18 protein-coding genes are annotated in these 20044 nt (G+C 44.9%); 11 read left to right on the top strand and 7 right to left on the bottom strand.

From position 1 onward, the window contains the following. Positions 1–392 precede the first annotated feature (392 nt). A complete protein-coding gene (gene hflX, locus SLH55_RS02450; RefSeq protein ID WP_320322502.1) occupies positions 393–1652 on the top strand; it encodes a GTPase HflX in 1260 nt (419 codons plus the stop codon). A gap of 109 nt (positions 1653–1761) precedes the next feature. Then, positions 1762–2841 (top strand): carbohydrate-binding protein, encoded by a 1080-nt coding sequence (locus SLH55_RS02445; protein ID WP_320322501.1) that lies wholly within the window; start codon positions 1762–1764, stop codon positions 2839–2841. A 44-nt stretch (positions 2842–2885) separates the two neighbouring features. On the opposite strand, the gene SLH55_RS02440 is transcribed toward SLH55_RS02445, so the two are convergent. From SLH55_RS02440 to SLH55_RS02430, 3 genes are all read right to left on the bottom strand, one after another. After that, positions 2886–4304 carry an alanine/glycine:cation symporter family protein gene (locus tag SLH55_RS02440; protein WP_226672569.1) on the bottom strand — a complete coding sequence of 473 codons (1419 nt, stop codon included), beginning with the start codon at positions 4302–4304 and terminating at the stop codon, positions 2886–2888. 288 nt (positions 4305–4592) lie between these two features. After that, a complete protein-coding gene (locus SLH55_RS02435) occupies positions 4593–5690 on the bottom strand; it encodes a DUF1648 domain-containing protein (protein WP_320322739.1) in 1098 nt (365 codons plus the stop codon). 9 nt (positions 5691–5699) lie between these two features. Continuing rightward, positions 5700–6080 (bottom strand): GntR family transcriptional regulator, encoded by a 381-nt coding sequence (locus tag SLH55_RS02430; protein ID WP_219167144.1) that lies wholly within the window; start codon positions 6078–6080, stop codon positions 5700–5702. A 251-nt stretch (positions 6081–6331) separates the two neighbouring features. Here SLH55_RS02430 and SLH55_RS02425 point away from each other — a divergent pair, with 251 nt between their 5' ends. From SLH55_RS02425 to SLH55_RS02405, 5 genes are all read left to right on the top strand, one after another. Next, complete coding sequence (locus SLH55_RS02425) at positions 6332–6838, top strand: GNAT family N-acetyltransferase (RefSeq protein ID WP_320322500.1); 507 nt, start codon at positions 6332–6334, stop codon at positions 6836–6838. Positions 6839–6988: 150 nt separating this feature from the next. Continuing rightward, complete coding sequence (locus tag SLH55_RS02420; protein WP_320322499.1) at positions 6989–8689, top strand: transglutaminase domain-containing protein; 1701 nt, start codon at positions 6989–6991, stop codon at positions 8687–8689. Between the two features lie 117 nt (positions 8690–8806). Further along, positions 8807–11044: an EAL domain-containing protein gene (locus SLH55_RS02415; RefSeq protein WP_320322498.1), complete on the top strand. Its 2238-nt coding sequence runs from the start codon at positions 8807–8809 to the stop codon at positions 11042–11044. Positions 11045–11536: 492 nt separating this feature from the next. Continuing rightward, positions 11537–12169 carry a M1 family aminopeptidase gene (locus SLH55_RS02410; RefSeq protein ID WP_320322497.1) on the top strand — a complete coding sequence of 211 codons (633 nt, stop codon included), beginning with the start codon at positions 11537–11539 and terminating at the stop codon, positions 12167–12169. A 160-nt stretch (positions 12170–12329) separates the two neighbouring features. Continuing rightward, the gene (locus SLH55_RS02405; RefSeq protein WP_320322496.1) at positions 12330–12947 is read left to right on the top strand and encodes a LysE family translocator; all 618 of its coding nucleotides are present in this window, start codon (positions 12330–12332) and stop codon (positions 12945–12947) included. A 99-nt stretch (positions 12948–13046) separates the two neighbouring features. Here the strand turns inward: SLH55_RS02405 and SLH55_RS02400 are convergent, their stop codons facing one another. Further along, positions 13047–13379 carry a helix-turn-helix domain-containing protein gene (locus tag SLH55_RS02400; protein ID WP_320322495.1) on the bottom strand — a complete coding sequence of 111 codons (333 nt, stop codon included), beginning with the start codon at positions 13377–13379 and terminating at the stop codon, positions 13047–13049. 131 nt (positions 13380–13510) lie between these two features. Here SLH55_RS02400 and SLH55_RS02395 point away from each other — a divergent pair, with 131 nt between their 5' ends. Both SLH55_RS02395 and SLH55_RS02390 read left to right on the top strand, forming a co-directional pair. Beyond that, a complete protein-coding gene (locus SLH55_RS02395) occupies positions 13511–14005 on the top strand; it encodes a lactoylglutathione lyase family protein (RefSeq protein ID WP_098354137.1) in 495 nt (164 codons plus the stop codon). A gap of 121 nt (positions 14006–14126) precedes the next feature. Continuing rightward, on the top strand, positions 14127–14582 hold the full coding sequence (locus SLH55_RS02390) for a GNAT family N-acetyltransferase (protein WP_320322494.1): 456 nt from the start codon (positions 14127–14129) through the stop codon (positions 14580–14582). 50 nt (positions 14583–14632) lie between these two features. On the opposite strand, the gene brnQ is transcribed toward SLH55_RS02390, so the two are convergent. Continuing rightward, a complete protein-coding gene (brnQ, locus tag SLH55_RS02385; RefSeq protein WP_320322493.1) occupies positions 14633–15928 on the bottom strand; it encodes a branched-chain amino acid transport system II carrier protein in 1296 nt (431 codons plus the stop codon). A 290-nt stretch (positions 15929–16218) separates the two neighbouring features. Between brnQ and SLH55_RS02380 the strand changes: the two genes are divergently transcribed. Continuing rightward, positions 16219–16392, top strand: a complete 174-nt coding sequence (locus tag SLH55_RS02380) for a hypothetical protein (RefSeq protein WP_219167134.1) — start codon at positions 16219–16221, stop codon at positions 16390–16392. Positions 16393–16433: 41 nt separating this feature from the next. On the opposite strand, the gene SLH55_RS02375 is transcribed toward SLH55_RS02380, so the two are convergent. After that, a complete protein-coding gene (locus SLH55_RS02375; RefSeq protein ID WP_219167133.1) occupies positions 16434–17852 on the bottom strand; it encodes an NAD-dependent succinate-semialdehyde dehydrogenase in 1419 nt (472 codons plus the stop codon). Positions 17853–18040: 188 nt separating this feature from the next. On the opposite strand from SLH55_RS02375, the gene SLH55_RS02370 reads away from it, so the two are divergent. After that, positions 18041–18976, top strand: a complete 936-nt coding sequence (locus tag SLH55_RS02370; RefSeq protein ID WP_219167132.1) for an NADP-dependent oxidoreductase — start codon at positions 18041–18043, stop codon at positions 18974–18976. A gap of 47 nt (positions 18977–19023) precedes the next feature. Here SLH55_RS02370 and SLH55_RS02365 read toward each other — a convergent pair whose 3' ends face one another. Beyond that, entirely contained in the window at positions 19024–20001 is a 978-nt protein-coding gene (locus SLH55_RS02365; protein ID WP_320322492.1) for a DUF4003 family protein, read from the bottom strand. Positions 20002–20044 lie beyond the last annotated feature (43 nt).

Genomic DNA, 20044 nt, shown 5'->3' with positions numbered 1-20044 from the left:
TTCATCAAGAGGTGTGGTAGAATGGGTGTAACTTATGAGAAATGGAGGTTTTCCTTTTGATTTTGATCAGACTTCGCATCCGCAATTTGAACGCTTAATTGAATAAGTTCAAAGGCTCTGCCTGTGTGCAGGGTAAATGGGATCGGTCTGACTATTTTTAAAGGAATTCTTCATTTAGCGTGTATGAAGAAAGGGGAGTTCTTCTTCCTCTTTGAGAATAGAATTGAATATCTACTGGATGGTGCTATTTCGATGACTTTTATTACTGTCATCAGGAGAAAGTGCGGGCTTCTTCGCGTGCCATCTGTATATTCAACATCCATTTACAAAAAGCACAGGCAGCAGCCTGTGCTTTTCTTGTACGAAAATATGTGATAGGAAGTGACCCTATAATGGAAGAAAGATTAAAAGCGATCGCCATAGGCGTTAATACAAAAGATAAGAACAATGACTTTGAATATTCGATGCTTGAGTTGAATGGATTAGCTCAAGCAAGGCAAATCGATGTGGTCGGTGAAATGACACAAAACCTGCCCCGGCCGAACCACGTACACTATATCGGGAAGGGGAAGATCGACGAATTGCTTCCGCTAATTGAAGAGTGGGATGCGGATGCTCTGATCACCAATGATGAACTGTCTCCATCACAAATACGTGTGTTGGAGGAGAAGCTGGACGTCCGTGTCATGGACAGAACGATGCTGATTCTCGATATCTTTGCAGAGCGGGCGAAGACACGTGAAGCCCAGCTTCAAGTCGAGGTGGCACAGCTTCAATACATGCTTCCCCGTCTTGTGGGACGTCGTGAATCACTGGGCCGTCAAGGCGGAGGTTCGGGACTTGCCAACCGTGGTGCGGGTGAAACGAAGTTAGAGCTCGATCGTCGACGGATTGAAGAGAAAATCACGGCCTTGAATAAGGAACTGGATTCTCTTGTCGACCTGCGAACCACACAGAGAAAACAGCGCAAAAAGAGTGAAATCCCCGTTGTTTCCCTTGTCGGCTACACGAATGCCGGGAAGTCGACGACGATGAATGCGTTTGTGGAAACATTTCATCCGAACGAGAACAAGCAGGTGTTTGAAAAGGATATGCTATTTGCGACCCTTGAAACATCGGTAAGGAATATTACGTTACCGGACAAGAAGGAATTTCTATTGACTGATACCGTCGGATTCGTCAATAAGTTGCCACATCAGCTGGTCAAGGCGTTCCGTTCTACCCTTGAAGAGGTCGTTGAAGCGGATCTAATCGTTCACGTTGTGGATTATTCAGACCCTCATTATGAAAAATTGATGAAGGTGACGGATCAAACCCTTGATGGCCTCGGGACTGGCGATATCCCTGTCATTTATGCGTTCAATAAGGCAGAGTTGCTTGATGAGGAAGTACCTAGAGTAGAGAAGGATCGCATCTATTTTTCTGCAAAAAATAGAATAGGGATTGATGAGCTCCTTCAAGTCGTGAAGAGTTATATCTTTAAAGACTATAAACGCTGTCAAATGCTGATTCCGTTTGATAAAGGGCATTTGATCTCTTATTTTAATGAGAATGCCAATGTGTTAGAAACCGAATATGAAGAAAATGGAACGAAGCTTACCCTTGAATGTAAGGTAAGTGATGCTGAAAAATATAAAGAGTATATGGTATAAGTGGTATGGACTTCTCCACCTCATGTGGGGAAGTCTTTTTTGTTGAAAAATATGTACATACTCCTCCACCTGGGCTCTTGCATACAGTAAATGCGAGGAGGGATGCAGTATGTTTTTTCAGAGACGGTACCCGGTTTATCCAATTCCATATGAGTGCTATCCATTTGGAGCAGAAGTAAGGAATGATTATGAAGACATCCTTTTACCACATACTTATCAGCAGCATTTCCCACAACAGGAATATTATCCACAGAATCTTCACTATTATGATCCTTATCAGGGGTATGCTACACAGGCAGGTTATACGGATCCTTTTGACTCCCGTGCCAACTGGAGGGAATGGGAGGATCTAGGTGCGCCACCACGTGGGATGAAGGGATCACCTGCCGTTGCTTCCTGGCAGGCGAACCGGCTTGATACGTTTGTCAGAGGCGAAAACGACAGAATGTATCACAAATGGTGGGACGGTTCGCAATGGAGTAATTGGGAAGACCTCGGAGCACCGAGAAGAGGGCTGAAGAGTTCGCCTGCAGCCGTATCATGGGGTCCTAATCGGATTGATACCTTTGTCAGAGGGAATCGGGATATTCTTTTTCATAAATGGTGGGACGGCAGAAGATGGAGTGAATGGGAAGATCTCGGCGGACCTCCGCGGGGCTTTAAGGGAGATCCGACGGTGTCGTCCTGGTCAGCCAATCGATTGGATGTGTTCGTCCAAGGATATGATAACAACCTTTGGCATAAGTGGTGGGACGGCCGGAACTGGAGTCAATGGGAGAACCTTGGCGCACCAAGAGGCGGTTTGAGGGACTCACCTGGTGCCGTATCCTGGGGGCCAAATCGCATCGATTGCTTTGTACGGGGAAACAACGACCGGATGTGGCATAAGTGGTGGAATGGTTCACGATGGAGTAATTGGGAAGATCTTGGTTCACCGCCTCGAGGGTTTGAAGGGGCTCCTGCCGCATCTTCATGGGCCCAGAACCGCATTGATACCTTTGTCCGTGGAGACAACAACAATATGTGGCACAAATGGTGGAACGGTTCCCGCTGGAGCAGCTGGGAGGATCTTGGTGCACCACGTGGAGGCGTGCGTTCATCACCGGGAGTGGTTTCATGGGGACCGAACCGGGTGGACGCATTTGCCAGAGGAAGAAATGATCATATGTGGCATAAGTGGTATGCATGATCAAATTCAAAAACCCGGCGTGACAGGGATCACACCGGGTTTTTTTAACTTGCTTTTTTTCTTGGACGAGCTTCCATCATAGGCAGATATTCATTAAAATAATGATTCGTTTCCGAAACAATCACTTTATAGAGTAATAGTAATGCAATCAGGTTCGGAATCATCATCAAGGCATTAGACATATCGGCAAAAGCCCAAACAAGTTCCAGGTTGGCGACTGCCCCGAGTCCAGTTGCAAAGATGTAAATAAGTCTGTAAGAGTTAGCGAATCGGTAGTTCGTAATATACTCGAAGCATTTCTCTCCGTACATATACCATCCCACGATGGTAGAGAAACCGAAGAAGATGACGGAGAACGATACGATGTATTCCCCTACTACCCCGAGGGCATGTCCGAATGCGGCACTTGTCAATGCCCCACCGTCCAGGCTCGGAGCGTGCTCGACACCGGAAATCGCTCCACCGGTCGGATCCCAAAAACCTGTGATCAACAGTACAAGCCCCGTCATTGTACAAACGACGATCGTAACGATGAATGTTCCCGTCATTGCAACGAGTGCCTGCTTGACCGGGTGATCGGTTTTCGCATTACCGGCAATCAGTGCGGCGGTACCAAGCCCGGCCTCATTGGAGAAGATGCCCCGTGAAACCCCGCTGCGGATCGCTTCTGAGATGATGATCCCCGTAAATCCACCGGCAGCTGCTACAGGATTGAACGCATAGAAGAAAATCATTTTAAATGCAGGGATGATCATGTCATAATTCAGGACGATGATGATCAGAGAGCCTCCAATATAAAGGAATGCCATGATCGGCACGAAGAAGGAAGCGACCGTACTGATCCGCTGAATTCCTCCGAAGATGATCAATCCTGTCAGAACGGCAAGAATGATACCTGTTGTCAGGTTGTTGATGTGAAAGCTTGTACCCATGACATCGGCGATCGTATTCGACTGTACACTGTTCCCGATTCCGAGAGCGGCGAATGCTCCAAATAAAGCGAATGCCACGGCCAGCCACTTCCACTTACTGCCAAGGCCTTTTTCTACATAATACATAGGACCGCCTGAGTATTCCCCGTTCTTATTTTTAACCCGGTACTTCATGGCAAGAAGGGCTTCGCCGTACTTCGTTGCCATACCGAGAAGGCCAACGACCCACATCCAGAAGATCGCCCCGGGTCCACCGATGGTCAGGGCCGTAGCCACACCCGCGATATTCCCGTTTCCGATTGTTGCCGATAAAGCCGTCATCAGCGTTTTAAAGTTACTGATGTCCCCTTCTGACTGATCAGAGGATGCAGAAGGCTTCTCTTTCGTGAAAGCCAATTTAAAAGCATACATCAGTTTGCGGAATTGAAGTCCTTTCAGCATAAAGGTCAGGAAAAGACCTGTCCCGAATAATAGCACTAAACTTGGTGTCCCCCATAAGAATGAATTAATCTTGTCTAGCACATCTAACATAGAATCCTCCTTGTCAAATCATGTTGTAAACGTTTTCTTTGTGAGTTTCCATCTACTATTTATATAGTATTCCGAACAATCTGTCCATAACAAATGTCGAATTTTCAGAGATTGAGCCTTTTTTAGTATAGTAACTTTGTAGAGGGACGGACCTCGATTTTCGATGGGTTATGAAAGATTTCTGCATGCAGCCGAAACGTGGAAACCGCATCACAAAAGGGACGGGCCTCCATTCAGCAGTACGTGAATATCACGTTTTGCTTGAAATTAGAGGTCCGTCCCTCAACATTATAGTAGTGTAACGATTAGTATGATGAGGAGCGGTCCGATGAGGATGAAGTACCCCAGTGGTCTGGCGAAGTTCATGGTCCAGCCTACTCCGAAGCGTTTTTCGACGAAGATGGAGGGATCTTCTGGGTTGAAGTAGAAGAGTCCGCCTTTCCAGTACTGATCGTCGTCAGCATTGATCACTTCACCGGATCCTTCCTCGATGATTTCTATGTCCAGGTCTGAATCCTTCTTCCCCACTTTGACTGCAAGTATGATGGTCCCGACCAGGACGAGTGCAGAGAAAGCGAGTGGCATAGTGATGATCAGCAGATCGCTGACGCTGTTTTCATATAAGGTCGTGAACTGCAGGAACGTAAACAGCATGGAAACCATGATGGAGATGAAGAACAATAACCAGCTCGTGTATTTACGAAGGCGCAGCTGACGGACCCTTGATGCCTTTACATTACCTGCGCTGAGCTTGATGCCGGAATTCCTTGTCAGCTCATTGATCCCTAGGAACATCCCATTCATAATCAGTAACACAAGAGGAAGGGTCAGAGCGGAAAGGTACGTTTTATCGGTGAAAGCATCAGGCTTTCCATCGGGTCCCCAGTGAGTAGGGATCTGGTCCGGAAGACTGGTGTAATTTATTAAAGTAAACACCACCAAACCAACTGAGATGACCATGGGAATCACATAGACCACCCACGGAAGCATTTCATCCATTGTCCTCAGATTCAATTCTGAAACCCGTACCTGTTTTCGGTCCTTGAACCAATGCTTTTGTTTTTTTAACGTCATGACTTTCACATGAAAATAGAAATAAAGAGCCATTGAAATAAATAGGATGACAAAAGGCATGAACAACCCTACAATAATAAGTTGATTTTCTGTAAGGGTGATGGATGATGACCAAATGAAATAGATGGCCACCACGATGACAGAGATGAGGAACGTAAGGATTGCATAGAGTTTTTTGTATTGCTTGAGCTGGGCGTTCTTTACTTCATCCACAGGTATCGTTACACCAAACACCACCGTCCGTTTTACAATGAATGGTATGGCCATTTGTAGTGCTGCGAGAAAGCCTGCGATGACGAAAATAAGTGTCATTTCCAATTGTTACTCCCCCTTAACGTTTAGTATGATGGACGTGACTAATTCAGTGATCTCCTTTTCGTTCATGCCAGCGACAAGGGATTCCACTAGCACCGGACGCAGTTCTTCTGAAATCTGGTTTAATCTTTGGGTCGGAATCTTCTCAGAAGGCGAGCAGATGACGGCGCCAGACTTCGGCACAATCCGGATGATCCCTTTGCTTTCCAATTCATGATAGCTTTTATTCACTGTATGCATGTTCACACCAAGGTCACCGGCAAGGCTCCTGACAGAGGGAAGGATGTCTCCAGGTGTCAGTTCTCCCCTGACAATCCCTTCCATGATCCCATTCCGTACCTGGGCATATATAGGTGTATCCGATTGAGGTTCAATTTGGATAAACAAAGTTTCACCTCCTCATTTTGTTATATATATAGTATAACAGTTTTGTTCTACTATATGTATAACAATTTAAGTTATTTTCCAAAAAAAGTTAGAGTGTTGGCCGGATTGCCGATATAATTTGAGGTATATGAATAAAAGTGGGGGGATTCTGGGTCTTTGGAAAGGTAGAATAGTAGCTTACAAGGAGTCTAGTGGTGAAAATCACTCTACAGGCAGTACGTATGATCAAAATGAAGTGAGGGTGGAACGTGATGAAATTGGAGCTTTACATTGAGGAATTGACAACGGTAGAACAGCAATTAGAAGAGCTTTCCGACCTGATAAGGACGGTGGTGGATGACGGGGCATCGATTGGTTTTTTATCCCCCTTATCTCCGGCTGACGCAACAGACTTCTGGAGGGGAACCCTCAATCCCCACGTGATACTATTTGTGGCTTGGATAGAGGGGGCCATGGCGGGAACCGTACAACTTCAACTCTGCACAAAACAAAACGGAACAAACAGAGCCGAAATCGCCAAAATGATGGTCCACCCCAACTTCCGCCAAAAAGGCATCGCCAAAAAACTCATGCAGGCAGCAGAGAACAGAGCGAAAAAAGAGGGACGGACCTTGCTCATACTCGATACAGTTGAAGGTGCGCCATCCAACCATCTCTATACATCCATGGGATACATTCAAGGAGGGCGCATCCCGGACTACGCCTATTCACCCTTTGGGGAATTAGAGGCGACCATCCTCTACTATAAACAGATATAGAATGATGAGGGACGGACCTTAAAACGCGACAGATATTTTTTAAATTTAATCCCTTTTAAGGTCCGTCCCTCTGAATAGGAAAATAGTATGAGGAACCATTTTTTGTGTGGTTCGTAGATGTAGTATGGTAAGAAATTTGAGGAGGAAGACATGGAGAATAGAAGGTCGTTTTGGGTTTTGTTGATGAGTGTGGTTGCCAGTTTGTTGCTGGTGACGGCATGCAGTGACTCGAGTGCCGGCAGTGAGGAAACGAAGGCGCATCAAAAAGAAGAAGTTCCGTATGAAAAGGAAGTAAAGAAGAAGAACGAAGAAATCGGGGAGCAGGAACCTCTTAAACTCACATCCTACAGCGAGGAGCTCGGTGTCACCATCAATGAACCGACGTATAAAGAATTCGCAGCGAATGGGAAGGTGAGCATAGACGGGGAAATCGAGAAGTATCAAGACCTGAAATCTGATTTTGCCTGGATAAAGGTCAGGGCGAGCGAAGAAGCTCCTGCAGGAAGACAGCTCGAATACTATACACCGATTAAAGATGGAAAGTTTAAACAGGACATTCACTTTTTCAATGGCGAAGGGGAATACAGTGTTTCTGTGCAGCTTCCTAGCAAGGACAGTGAGGATTACTACTACGATACCGCTTCCTTTAAAGTTCATAATGTGAATCCCGAGACCAAGAGGGATGTGACCCTCACACCATTTGGACAGGATGCGGAAATGACTTTGGACACTAAATCAAGCTTTGTTAAGGGGAATGAAATCTTCTCTCTAAAAGGTGAGGCTGGAAACCTTTCAGATGAAGATACCATCATGCTAAGACTAAAGAAGGATTCAGAAAACTGGAAGCATGTCATCCCGGTAATAAACGGGGAATTTAATTATGATGTCCCACTGTTTTATGGAAAAGGGGTACATGAGCTTGAAGTGCTCGTTCCTGATGGAGACCGTGACAACTACTACCAGACTGCGACAACACTCCTCATCGATAATGAATCTGATCGTGTCATGAGTCCGATCGACTATTCAGAGACTTATCGTGAGCGTGGTGTGACCCTTGAATCACCACAATTTGGGGGCGAGGAGTCTGACGGGCAATATACAGTCAAAGGAAGCATCGATCCGAAGGTGGAATTCGGACCTGAAACCACCCATATTTATATCACCACGAAAAAGGGTGAGGATGAAGCGCTTGATGTGATTCCCGTTGAGGATTTCACGTTTGATGATTCCTTTTACCTTCGCTTTGGACCGGGTAAATATGAGGTGACCCTCAGCGTACCTGAAATCAAGGAAGAAAACAGCGACTACTTCAGGTTCTTTGGTTTTGCAAAGTTTGAGGTAGAATCCACAGGGGAAGATAAAAGAGATCTCCTGCCTTCACGTGGGGTACAGTCCGACTCCCCTGAAATCAAGAAGCAGGCGGAAACTGTCACAGACGGAAAAACGAATGACAGGGATAAGGCGAAAGCCATCTACGATTATGTCGCAAAGAATGTTTCTTATGATGTTGAAAAGTATGAAAATGATGACTTCAACTGGGATGATAGTGCACTGAAGACACTGGAATCCAAGACAGGTGTATGCCAGGATTATGCGTATCTGGCAATTGCCATGCTCCGATCAAGTGATATCGAAGCGAGATTCGTGGAAGGCAGGGCAGGAGGGATTTTTCCTGGAAGGCATGCGTGGGTGGAAGCGAAGCTGGATGGGGAGTGGGTGACCCTCGATCCGACATGGGGTTCGGGTTACTTGAAGGATGGCAAGTTCGTCCCTGCTTTTAATGAAGATTATTTTGATCCTGATATGAATGAATTCAAGAAGACGCATACACGTACAGGTGTATCATATTAATAGCGGACCAGCCGGGGTGCTGGTCTTTTTTTTATAGGTAATTATTACTTATATTGAGAATGAAACCCATAAATAGTACACTTGGGAAGAAAGAATTTATATTCAGGAGAGTAATGAATGTTTTTTATACAAAATAAGAAAACCGTCCTCATACTTTTTATCACAATGATCTTTTTAGAAATACTTGATTTTTCATGGAAAGCAAATGAACACTCAAATGGGGAATGGTCACTATTTCTCCACACAGGATTAGTGCTGTGTATGCTGGCTTTATTGTATTCCCTTTTTAGAGGGAATTGGAGCGCTACAAAGGAATTATCCAAGAGTAATAAAAATTTAAACAGCATATTTGAAACACTCGATGTTGCCATTTGGTCTCATGATATGAAATCGGATGTTTTATTGATCACACCGGGAATTGAGAATTTATATGGATATCCATTGAATGACTTCTACCGGGACACTCTTCTCTGGAAGAAAGTGATCCACCCTGATGATAAGCAGGTGCTGGACGAGAGGGCTGAGGATCTTGGTTCCGGTCAGGCATGCGTGAGTATTTACCGGATCATAAGACCGGATGGCCAGGTACGCTGGATACAGGATAGAGGAATCCCCACCTTGGATGAGCATGGTGAGATGATTTCTTTTACCAGTGTATTATTTGATATCACTAACCGTAAGGAAAGTGAAGATCAATATCGCAGTTTAGTAGAATTGTCACCGGATATCATTGCGGTGATCAGTAATCAGACATTCGACTATATCAATGAAGCTGGAAGCAGGCTGATTGGTGCAGATAACCCGACAGATATTATAAACAAGAGTGTTTCCCGGTTTACAAGTCTTGAAAATATTAAAAAAATAAGAGAACAGACGAAAGGCTCGACCTCAGGAGAACGATTTGAATTGACCATTACCCGGCTAAATGGCGATGAAATTGAACTGGAGATTTCCGCCATGCCAATTTTATATGGAGGAAGGATGGCCATACAATTGGTGGGCCGGGACATTACGAACCGGAAGAAAGCGGAGAAAACGATCCATGCCATGGCGTATTACGATTCGTTGACCGGACTTCCAAACCGGAATAAATTCAAGCAATATTTGAGTGGATCTTTATATGATTATCCGGAGCAATCCATGGCCATCTTGTTTCTTGATTTAGATCGATTCAAGGTCATCAATGACACAAAAGGTCATTCTACTGGAGACGGCATTTTAGAGAGGGTAGCCATCCGCTTGAAAGCTGTGATAGACGGTAAAGGGATTGTATTTAGGCAAGGAGGAGATGAATTTATCATCATCCTTTCCAATGTGGATGAATCATTGGTTGCAGCTACGACAGAAGAAATATTGCAGCGGTTTACCAATCCGATCGTCATCGAGGAACAGGAATTTTTCGTGACCCCGAGTATCGGGATCAGCATGTATCCGAGAGATGGAAAAGACCAGGAAAGTTTAATTAAGCATGCAGACACGGCCATGTATTTAGCGAAAGAACGTGGCAAGAACAATTACCAATTCTACTTTCCCGAACTGGAAAAAGCATCTTCAAGGAATATGGACATCGAAAATGGGTTGCGAAAGGTATTGGAGTTCGACCAATTAAGTCTTCATTACCAGCCGAAAGTCGAGCTGAAGACCTTTGAAATCATCGGTGTAGAGGCACTTGTCCGTTGGGAGCACCCAGTATTGGGAATGGTTTCTCCAGCTGAATTCATTCCACTGGCAGAGGAGACAGGCTTGATCATTCCGATCGGTGAGTGGGTTCTGCGGGAGGCGTGTAAGCAAAGCAAGGAGTGGGAAGAGAATGGATTGGGTATTGTTCCCGTTGCAGTGAATATATCTGTCCGGCAGATCAAAGATGATGGTTTTGTTGAAATGGTGGAAGATACGTTGCAGAATCTCGCTTTCGAGCCTGAACGACTTGAGCTTGAAATAACGGAGAGTATAATGCAGGACTTTGAAAGGTCAACGACCGTGCTTAACAGGTTAAAACAGTTGGGGGTCATCATCTCCATGGATGACTTCGGAACGGGTTACTCGTCATTGAATAATCTAAGACATTTACCGATCGATTGTATTAAAATTGATAAATCGTTCGTGGATGATATTGTGAAAAGTTCAAATCAGGTCTCGATTGTAAAAGCCATCATAGACATGAGTCAGAATATGAATTTCACGACTATCGCAGAAGGGATTGAAACGGAAGAGCAACTTCTGTTTCTAAAGCGGAATGGCTGTCAGATAGGGCAGGGATATTATTTTAGCAGGCCTCTGCCTGCAGGTGAATTGGAATGGTTCTTCATTGAGCATAAAGGAAAAGAGCATTCCAGGAAAGTGTTGAAGCATTAAGAGAATAAGAAATAATCGCATTTCATTCAAGGGGAAGAGATGCCTAAAAGTGTCAGTTTAGTGAGCAATTTGCTAAACTGACACTTTTTTATCGTCGCGGTTGCACCTAAAGGTTAGGTCAATACTTGATGGTGTCAGTTCCATCACTGTTTTCGATTTTTTAAAACCATAAGGGTTGTGATGATTGAATACATAAAGAAAAATAATACGATGACTAGTTCAACAGAAGATTCAAACATAGGATCGTCATCCCCTTTCCAAAAGTTCACTAAAGTAATACCCAATTGATGGAAAAACGAACCATAAATTGAACATATACTTTTTTTTAGAAACCGCGCTGGTAGGTGCCATTTGAGGGACGGACCTAGTGGATACCCCAGTCAATCAGGGGGAGATCGAGGATGGGAATATTCCAGATTACTATATCGCTTTTATGAATCCCAGAGATTGGGTAGAAAAAACAGAGAATGTAAAGCTTGGGATGTATAACAAGTGGACATCCATACCTTCATAAGGAAAGGGGATCAATCCATCATAGATGAAGTATCCAAAAAAGCTGCCGATACCTATCTCTTTTTCAATGATCATATCGGTGAGAATCCATCGAAGGAATTGGATCTGATGGGGAATAATGGTGACATGGAATATTCCAATATTGTTGAAATTTCAGGTGACCCGAATGGCAATGAACATCCATTGGTCCATGAAATCGCACATCAATGGTTCTATCAGGGAGTGGCGAATGATCCTTATCGGGATGCCTGGCTGGATGAAAGTCTGACAGAGTTACTATCCGCCTATTATCTCGCATATGCATATAAGGACGAGGGAAAAGCGTTTGCCTTTTCAAATCAAGTGTTGAGCAGTGAGAAGCCGGAACCATTCTTAAATACTCCCCTGAATGAATTTGAGGACAATTACATCTCAACTGTTTATGGAAAAGGGCCGAATCTGTTAAACGAATTTTTTAACGATAATGGAGGAAGGACGGAAGCTCTAAACTTCCTGTCAGCCTACTACAAAGAATACCAATACAAACATGTGGACTCCCGCACCTTTGCCGAATTCTTCGAACAATATTTCGACGGCAGCCAGGAAGAATTCCTGGACAGTTGGCTTAAATAAGAGAGGGCCGGACCTCCAAACGCATATTTTCTATTCAATTAAGCAATCAGTTGGAGGTCCGTCCCTCTTTATCACTGCCATTGTGATGGATTCTCTTAAAGAAAGTTCTGTCGTGCCGTTGCATTCAGACACGTGTTCTGCAGAATAAGGAGAGGGAAAAATGACCGCTGCAATATTATTTATGAAAAGTCTTATTATCGGCATGGCAATTGCTGCTCCCGTTGGACCTGTCGGGATCCTCTGCATTCAACGTACATTGACTTATGGAAGAAGGACAGGTTTCATTTCAGGGCTAGGGGCAGCCACGGCAGATGCTCTTTACGGGCTGATCGCCGTCATGGGACTTACGATTGTTTCGGGCTTCCTGCTGAGTCATCAGTTCTGGATTCAATTATGGGGAGGATTATTCCTGTTCCTGCTTGGATGGAGGACGTTCAGCACACCACCGTCTGCAAAGGTGACAGACAGACCGCACACCACTTCCCGGTTGAAGGGGTTTTTATCTGTTTTCTTGTTAACGCTCACCAATCCTATGACGGTACTGGCTTTTATTGCGATCTTTGGAATGTTTCGAGTGGCAGGTTCTGAAGATATAGGGACTGCTCTGACGGTGGTGTTTGGCGTGTTTTTCGGTTCAGCCATTTGGTGGGGATTTCTGGCCTTGATTGGAGGCTGGATAAGCAGCAGAATGGGAAAGTCTTCGTTAAGTATGATCAATCGTTTAGCGGGTATCATCCTAACCATCTTCAGTGTACTATTCCTTATTGACTTGTTATAAGAGTAGCGACAATTAAAAGAGGGACGGACCTCCCACATGGATACTTACTTTACATAAGATATCCATGAGGAGGTCCGTCCCTTTAAACTGTCCCTTTAATTAAAACTCCCCATTCTCATTTCCCCACTCATGCATCTGTTGAAGGATTGGCATAAGGGTCATGCCGAGGTCTGTCATGGAGTATTCGACTTTCGGGGGGATGGTGTCGTATTGGGTCCGGTTGATGAAGCCGTCTTCTTCGAGCTCTTTCAGCTGCTGGCTCAGCACTTTGTGGGCAACACCGGGCAGAAGACGGCGCAATTCATTGTACCGGTGGGTCCCTTCCGTCCCGAGATGCCAGAGGATGACCGTTTTCCATTTTCCTCCGATTTTCCTTAGCGTGTATTCAATTGAACATTTCAATTTCCCCTGTTGATCCACAGGTGTATCCATCGTGCACCAGTCCTTTCTTACCTAAAGGTTAGTTTCTCACAAAAAAGTGCATTCTTACATTTATCCGCTTATCTTCGTATAATGAAGGCGTGTTAGATGAAACTAATCAAATCTAAGGAGGAGTTATTAAGATGTTACCATATCCAAGATCATTTTCTCATATAGGACTATCCGTCCCAAGCCTTGAAGAAGCGATAAAATTTTACCAAGAGGTGTTTGGGTGGTACGTCATCATGGAACCATCCGATGTCGAAAATGATGACACGGCGATCGGCCAGATGTGTCGAGACGTATTCGGAAACGATTGGGACAAGTTCAGGATTGCCCACATGGCAACAGGAGATAAAATCGGGATCGAGCTATTCGAATTCCCGCACAATGAAAAACCTGAGAACAACTTTGAATATTGGAAAACAGGATTATTCCATTTCTGCATCCAGGATCCAGATGTGGAAGGCATGGTCGAAAAGATCAAGCAGCACGGTGGGAAACAACGTATGCCGGTCCGCGAGTATTACCCTGGTGAAAAACCGTACCGCATGGTGTATGTGGAGGATCCATTCGGGAATATTTTCGAAATCTATTCCCACAGCTATGAGTTAACGTATTCTGACGGCGCATATTAAGTCCAACCAAAAGGCATGTTCCATGAGGGACGTGCCTTTTTATAGTGAAAAAAAGGGATTTTTTCGACAAATGAAGAATCCATTAAATATACGTCAATGCAATAAAGAGAGGAATACCGTTATGAAGATCGTTGAGTTACATAAAGAAACAAGTTTATTTGATGAAGCAGTGAAAGCGTTTTGGGAGCAGTGGGGGAGCGAAGACAATTTCAGGTTTTATGAGGATTGTATGTACCATTCATGCCGAACGGAAGAGGATCTTCCCAGGTTTTATACCGCCCTGCAGAGAGATAAGATCATAGGCACATACGCTTTACTCAGGAATGACCTTAACAGTCGTCAGGACTTGTATCCTTGGTTGGCATGCCTGTATGTCGACCCGGATCACCGAGGGGACGGACTTGGTTCCGAGCTTCTTGATCATGCTTTAAAAGAAGTCGGTAAAAAAGGATACGATCGGCTATATCTCACAACAGACCTTGAAGGCTATTATGAAAAATACGGATGGACTCATTCAACCGATGCTGTTGGGTTAAGCGGGGAGTCCATAAAGGTTTATGTGAATGAAAGTAAATAAAAAGCAGCAAGGGGTCCTTCCCTTGCTGCTTTCTTTTTGAGGTCCGTCCCTCAGATTTTTTTCTGTACCCGATCAATGGTGTATCCTGCGATGACAGCGAGGAGGGCAGGGATGGTCCAGGAAAGCCCGTTTTCGCTGAGGGGGAGGATGCTTAGGGATTTCTGTATTTCACCCATTGGGATCGGGAGGGTGGAAAGCATTTCGTAAAAGGCAAAGATCGTCGTAACACTGACTCCGTATACATACATCCTTCTGCTTTCACCGAAAAAATGCTGGAAGAGGGATAGAGCTACAAGAACGATGGCAACGGGATAAATGAGAACAAGCAGGGGAGCCGCAACCGTTAAGATCATGTTCAGTCCCAGGTTTGTGACAGCCATACCGATCAGGATGAAGATCATGACATACGACTTATACGAATATTTAGGATACACTTCTCGGAAAAATCGCCCACAGGCATTGATAAGACCGATACAAGTCGTCAAACAGGCAATCATCACAATCAATCCAAATAACACATTGCCGCTGTATCCGAATAGCTGCTGAGAGGCAAGTACCAGTATGTCAGCTCCGTTCTCCATTGGTCGTTCATGTGGGATGACCCGGCCGATCCATCCAAGTGATAAGTAAACCAATACCAATCCCACGGCGGCAATCAACCCTGAACTTATGGTCCCGCGAATCAGCTCTGATCTTGAGGATGCACCTTTATCCTTCAATCCGTTGATGATAACGATCCCAAACGCCAGGGCAGCCACTGCATCCATGGTGAAATATCCATCCAGAAACCCTTTTAGAAACGGGGCGGATTGGAATTTCTCTGTGGGCATGGCATCGGTGTACTCAAATATGACAAAAGCCCGTACACATAATACCGTCAAGACAACGAGCAGCACGGGAGTTAAATACTGTCCGACGAGATCAATGACTTTTTTGGGATTGATGCTAAGTATGTAGGTCAAACCAAAGAAAGCGATAGAAAATAAGAAAAGCGGAAGTCGCCCCTCTACATCGATCATTTGTAAAAAGCCCAATTCATAAGCCACATTGGAAGCCCTCGGGATTCCGTAAAGAGCTCCGATTGACATGTAAATCACGATGACGAACACAAGTCCGAAAACAGGGTGGACCCGTTCACCGATGGATAACAATCCGTCTTTGGAAAGGGAAACCGAAATAATCGTTAAAAAAGGCAGAAACACTGCCGTTAAAATAAATCCGGAAATCGCTGCAATAAAATATCCTCCAGCCTCCATCCCGAGATAAGGCGGAAAGATTAAATTCCCTGCACCAAAAAATAACGAAAAAAGCATAAATCCCGAGATGAGGATATCTTTTTTCCTCATAACCATTCCTCCAATACTCACTACTGCCTATCACATGAAAAAACCCGCCCCTTATGAGGGACGAGTCCAGGCTCGCACTATAAACCATATTTCGTATGTGATCACATTAAAGTCATACTTTTCTTCTTATTTCAAATTTCATTAATACTCACAATCTAGCACAGGCGATTTGCCTCGTCAATGAATTTTCCTAATATAATATTAATTTCTCTACGCATGTTCTCTCTTTTAAGGTTATGCAATGCGTCATACCGGAATATGCATAAAGAAAACATACGGGAGTTGGTCTCATGAAGCATATTGCAGCTGCGATCTATCTTTCTTTCGGAATGCTCTTTTTGTTTCTTCAAGGGTTTGCCGGGTTTACAAGACCAGATAACATGAACTTTCTGATCTTCCTATTCTTTATGGCCGGTTTATTGTATCTGTACCGGGAAATCCAGGACCGCTTTTCGAAAAAGTAGGCATGAAAAAGGCACGCATGAGAATGCGCGCCTTTTTTCTATTATAATCCGAGTGAGATGTATTTTACTTCAAGAAATTCTTCAATCCCCTGGTGACCGCCTTCACGGCCGAGTCCGCTTTGCTTGAACCCTCCGAATGGAGCTTGTGGAGTGGACGGCATGCCATCATTCAGTCCGACGATTCCATATTCCAGCTGTTCACTGATACGGATTCCCTTCGTGATATTCTCTGTGAAGACATAAGCTGCAAGACCATAGATGGAGTCATTGGCCCGTTCGATGGCTTCTTCTTCGGTTTTGAATGTGGTGATCGGTGCGACGGGACCGAATGTTTCATCTTTCATGCAGAGCATATCATCATTTACGTTCGTCAGGACAGTCGGTTCAAAATATAGACCTTCTATTCCTTTTCCACCGTAGGCAACGGAAGCACCTTTGTCTACAGCATCTTCCACATGCTTCCGGACTTTCTCGATGGCATCCTCATCGATCAATGGACCGATGTCCACACCTTCTTCAAGTCCGTTCCCTACTTTCAGTCCCTTCACTTTTTCAACCAGTTTTTCTGAAAATGACTGTGCGATAGACTCATGGACATAAATACGGTTGGAGCAGACGCATGTTTGACCGGCATTCCTGAATTTAGAGGCGATGACTCCATCGACGGCTTTTTCTAAATCAGAGTCAGCCATGACGATGACAGGAGCGTGACCTCCCAGTTCCAGGGATATTTTCTTGACGGTATCGGCGGACCCTTTCATGAGGACCTTTCCGACTTCCGTTGAACCGGTGAAGGTGAGTTTCCGGACACGAGTGTCTTCCATCCATGCTTCCCCAATGGATTTCGAATCACCTGTCACCACATTGATGACGCCTTTTGGAATGCCCGCTTCTTCTGCAAGTGCGGCCATTTTTAACGCAGTTAAAGGTGTCTGGTTTGCCGGTTTGATCACGACCGTACAGCCTGTGGCAAGTGCCGGCGCCACTTTACGGGTGATCATCGCAGCAGGGAAATTCCACGGAGTGATAACGGCAACAACCCCAACCGGCTGCTTATGAACGAATAATCGTTTATTACGCTGAGTGGCAGGGATCTGTTCCCCATAAACCCGCTTGCCTTCTTCAGCATACCAGGAGATGAATCCATTGGCGTATTGGATCTCTCCAAGTGCTTCTTTTAGCGGCTTTCCTTGCTCGATCGTCATGGTGCGGGCAAGATCTTCTTTGTTTTCATCGATCAGGTCATGCCATTTGCGAATCAGTTCGCTCCGTTCATATGCCGAATACTGTGACCATTCCCTGAAGGCATCATAAGCTGCGTCTACCGCTTTCGTTGCCTCATTTTTCCCTCCATTCGGGATGGTGGCGATGACTTCCGATGTGGCAGGATTGGTTACATCCTTTTTCGCAAGATCCGAACCGGTTTGTTCTCCGTTGATGATCAAATTGTAGTGTTGCATAGTGTTCCTCCTTTTGAAAGTTAGATTCCCATATGCTTATTACTATGTAGTTTGTCTTAAATTTACAATAGTGAATGGGAAGAATCCAGTAATACACCCTGTGTAAATGCCGATGGGCCATTCACTGTTTAAATACCCTGAGTAAGAGGGAACATAAACCGTATGAAAAAAAATAGGGAGGCGCTAGGATGAAAGCCATCATCATCAACCAATATGGAGATAAAGAAGTATTGCAGGAAACAGAAATCGATAAGCCCGTGATAGGGGACAACCAGATACTGCTGGAAACTTATGCAACATCCATTAACCCCATCGATTGGAAGGTGCGGGCAGGGTATTTAAAAGATATGCTCGACTTTGAATTTCCGATCATCCTGGGATGGGATGCAGCGGGAGTGATCTCTGAGAAAGGTAAAAATGTGAAAGGGTTTGATATAGGGGACCGCGTATTTGCAAGACCGGCGACGACAAGGGAAGGTACTTATGCAGAATATGTGGCCGTGGATGAAGAGCTGCTCGCTAAAATGCCTGAAAACATGAGTTTTGAAGAAGCGGCCGCCATCCCGCTTGCCGGATTGACAGCCTGGCAGTGCTTAGTCGACTTTGGTGAAATCGAAGAAGGAGATAAGGTGCTGATCCATGCAGGCTCAGGCGGGGTCGGGAATTTTGCGATTCAGATTGCCAAAAGCTTTGGAGCACATGTCGCTACTACCGCAAGCGGAAAAAATGAAGAGTTCGTCAAGTCACTTGGCGCAGATCAGTTCATTAATTATAAGGAAGAAGATTTCAGTGAAGTACTAAGGGATTATGACCTGGTCCTCGATTCCATGGGAGGGGAAATCCAGTCTAACAGCTATAAGGTACTTAAGGAAAATGGAAAGCTCGTATCGATTGCACAGCCCCCTAATGAAGAGGAAGCTAGAAAGTACAGTGTGAAAGCCGAATTCCTATGGCTCGACCCTAAAGGAGAACAACTGTCCAAACTTGCCGATCTATACGAATCCGGTCAGCTCAAACCAGTGATTGGAGAAACCTTCGAACTAAGTGAACAAGGATTGAAAGACGCCCACGCCTTAAGCGAAACCCACCATGCAAAAGGGAAAATCGTCATCAAAGTGAAATAAAATAGAGGGACGGACCTTTCGATGAAAGGTCCGTCCCTCTATTTAGTTCACGAATCCCCTCCACCCGTCGTCACCGAAACTGCCGCAACGGTTGCGATCATTGTCGCCTGCTGTGCCTGGATGAGTGTTTCAATGGCTGTGGATAAACTGACTTGCATCACAGCGTTGTTTTCGACCTTATCACTGATGATCATGTTCACGGCCATCATCAGGTTGATGTCTTTATGCCACTTGAAAGCCTTGCTCGAGTTCAGTTCTTCCCACACATCCTTCACCTGGTTCACAAGGGAAACATCTTCTTCCACGAATGAGAGCAGTGCGATTTGGGGATAGAACATGGCTTTTGGCTTGATCCCCACTTGTTTAAAAATGTCATACAAAACTGTGCAGCGTTGAACCAGCTCCTCCTGAGACCATTCAGAGTGAAGGGAAAGAATATGGCTCATGCTTTGAAGATCATTTCCTTTCCTGAATCCTGCTGAGTTCAACTGATGGTAGAAGCCCTCAATCCGATCAATCAGAGCATCATGATCCCCTGCCCGTAGGGAAATAAGCAGGGCAAACGGGTAATCGCTATGCCCGGTCAGAAAAAAGTGCTGATCCCTCATTTTTTTATACACTTCCATCCCGTGAACGGCGAAGTCCAGTTTCCTTCCTTCATGAGAAAGCATCGTCATAGCCGCAGTATAGGAGAACGGTCCCCTTGAAAATCCGGCAGCAATCAAGGAATCATAAATGGAGAGAAATTCATGGAAACGAGATTGATAGTCATCAAAACGCGTATCGAGCATTGCCGCAAAAGTGAAGCGGATTTCCTGCTTTAATGTTGAAAAGGCACCTACCTCATTCTTAATATAGTCACTGATTTCAATAAATCGTTCGATGTGGAAGGCACGTTTATTCGTCACATACAACGAAGACACCATCATCAGAGATCGAGAATCGGATACCTTCCACCTTAAGCGTCTCTTTAATTGCGAATAGATATCCTGATATTCCTCAAGTTTGTTCATTACTTCTTCCATAAGTGTCCACATCCCTTGTTTAATCGTTAGTAGGAAATACGTA

Origin of the sequence: Rossellomorea sp. YZS02 (genome assembly GCF_033963925.1) — a bacterium.
Classification (GTDB): domain Bacteria; phylum Bacillota; class Bacilli; order Bacillales; family Bacillaceae_B; genus Rossellomorea.
Note: the sequence above shows the minus strand (reverse complement) of the source record. Positions and strands in the feature narration are given on the sequence as shown.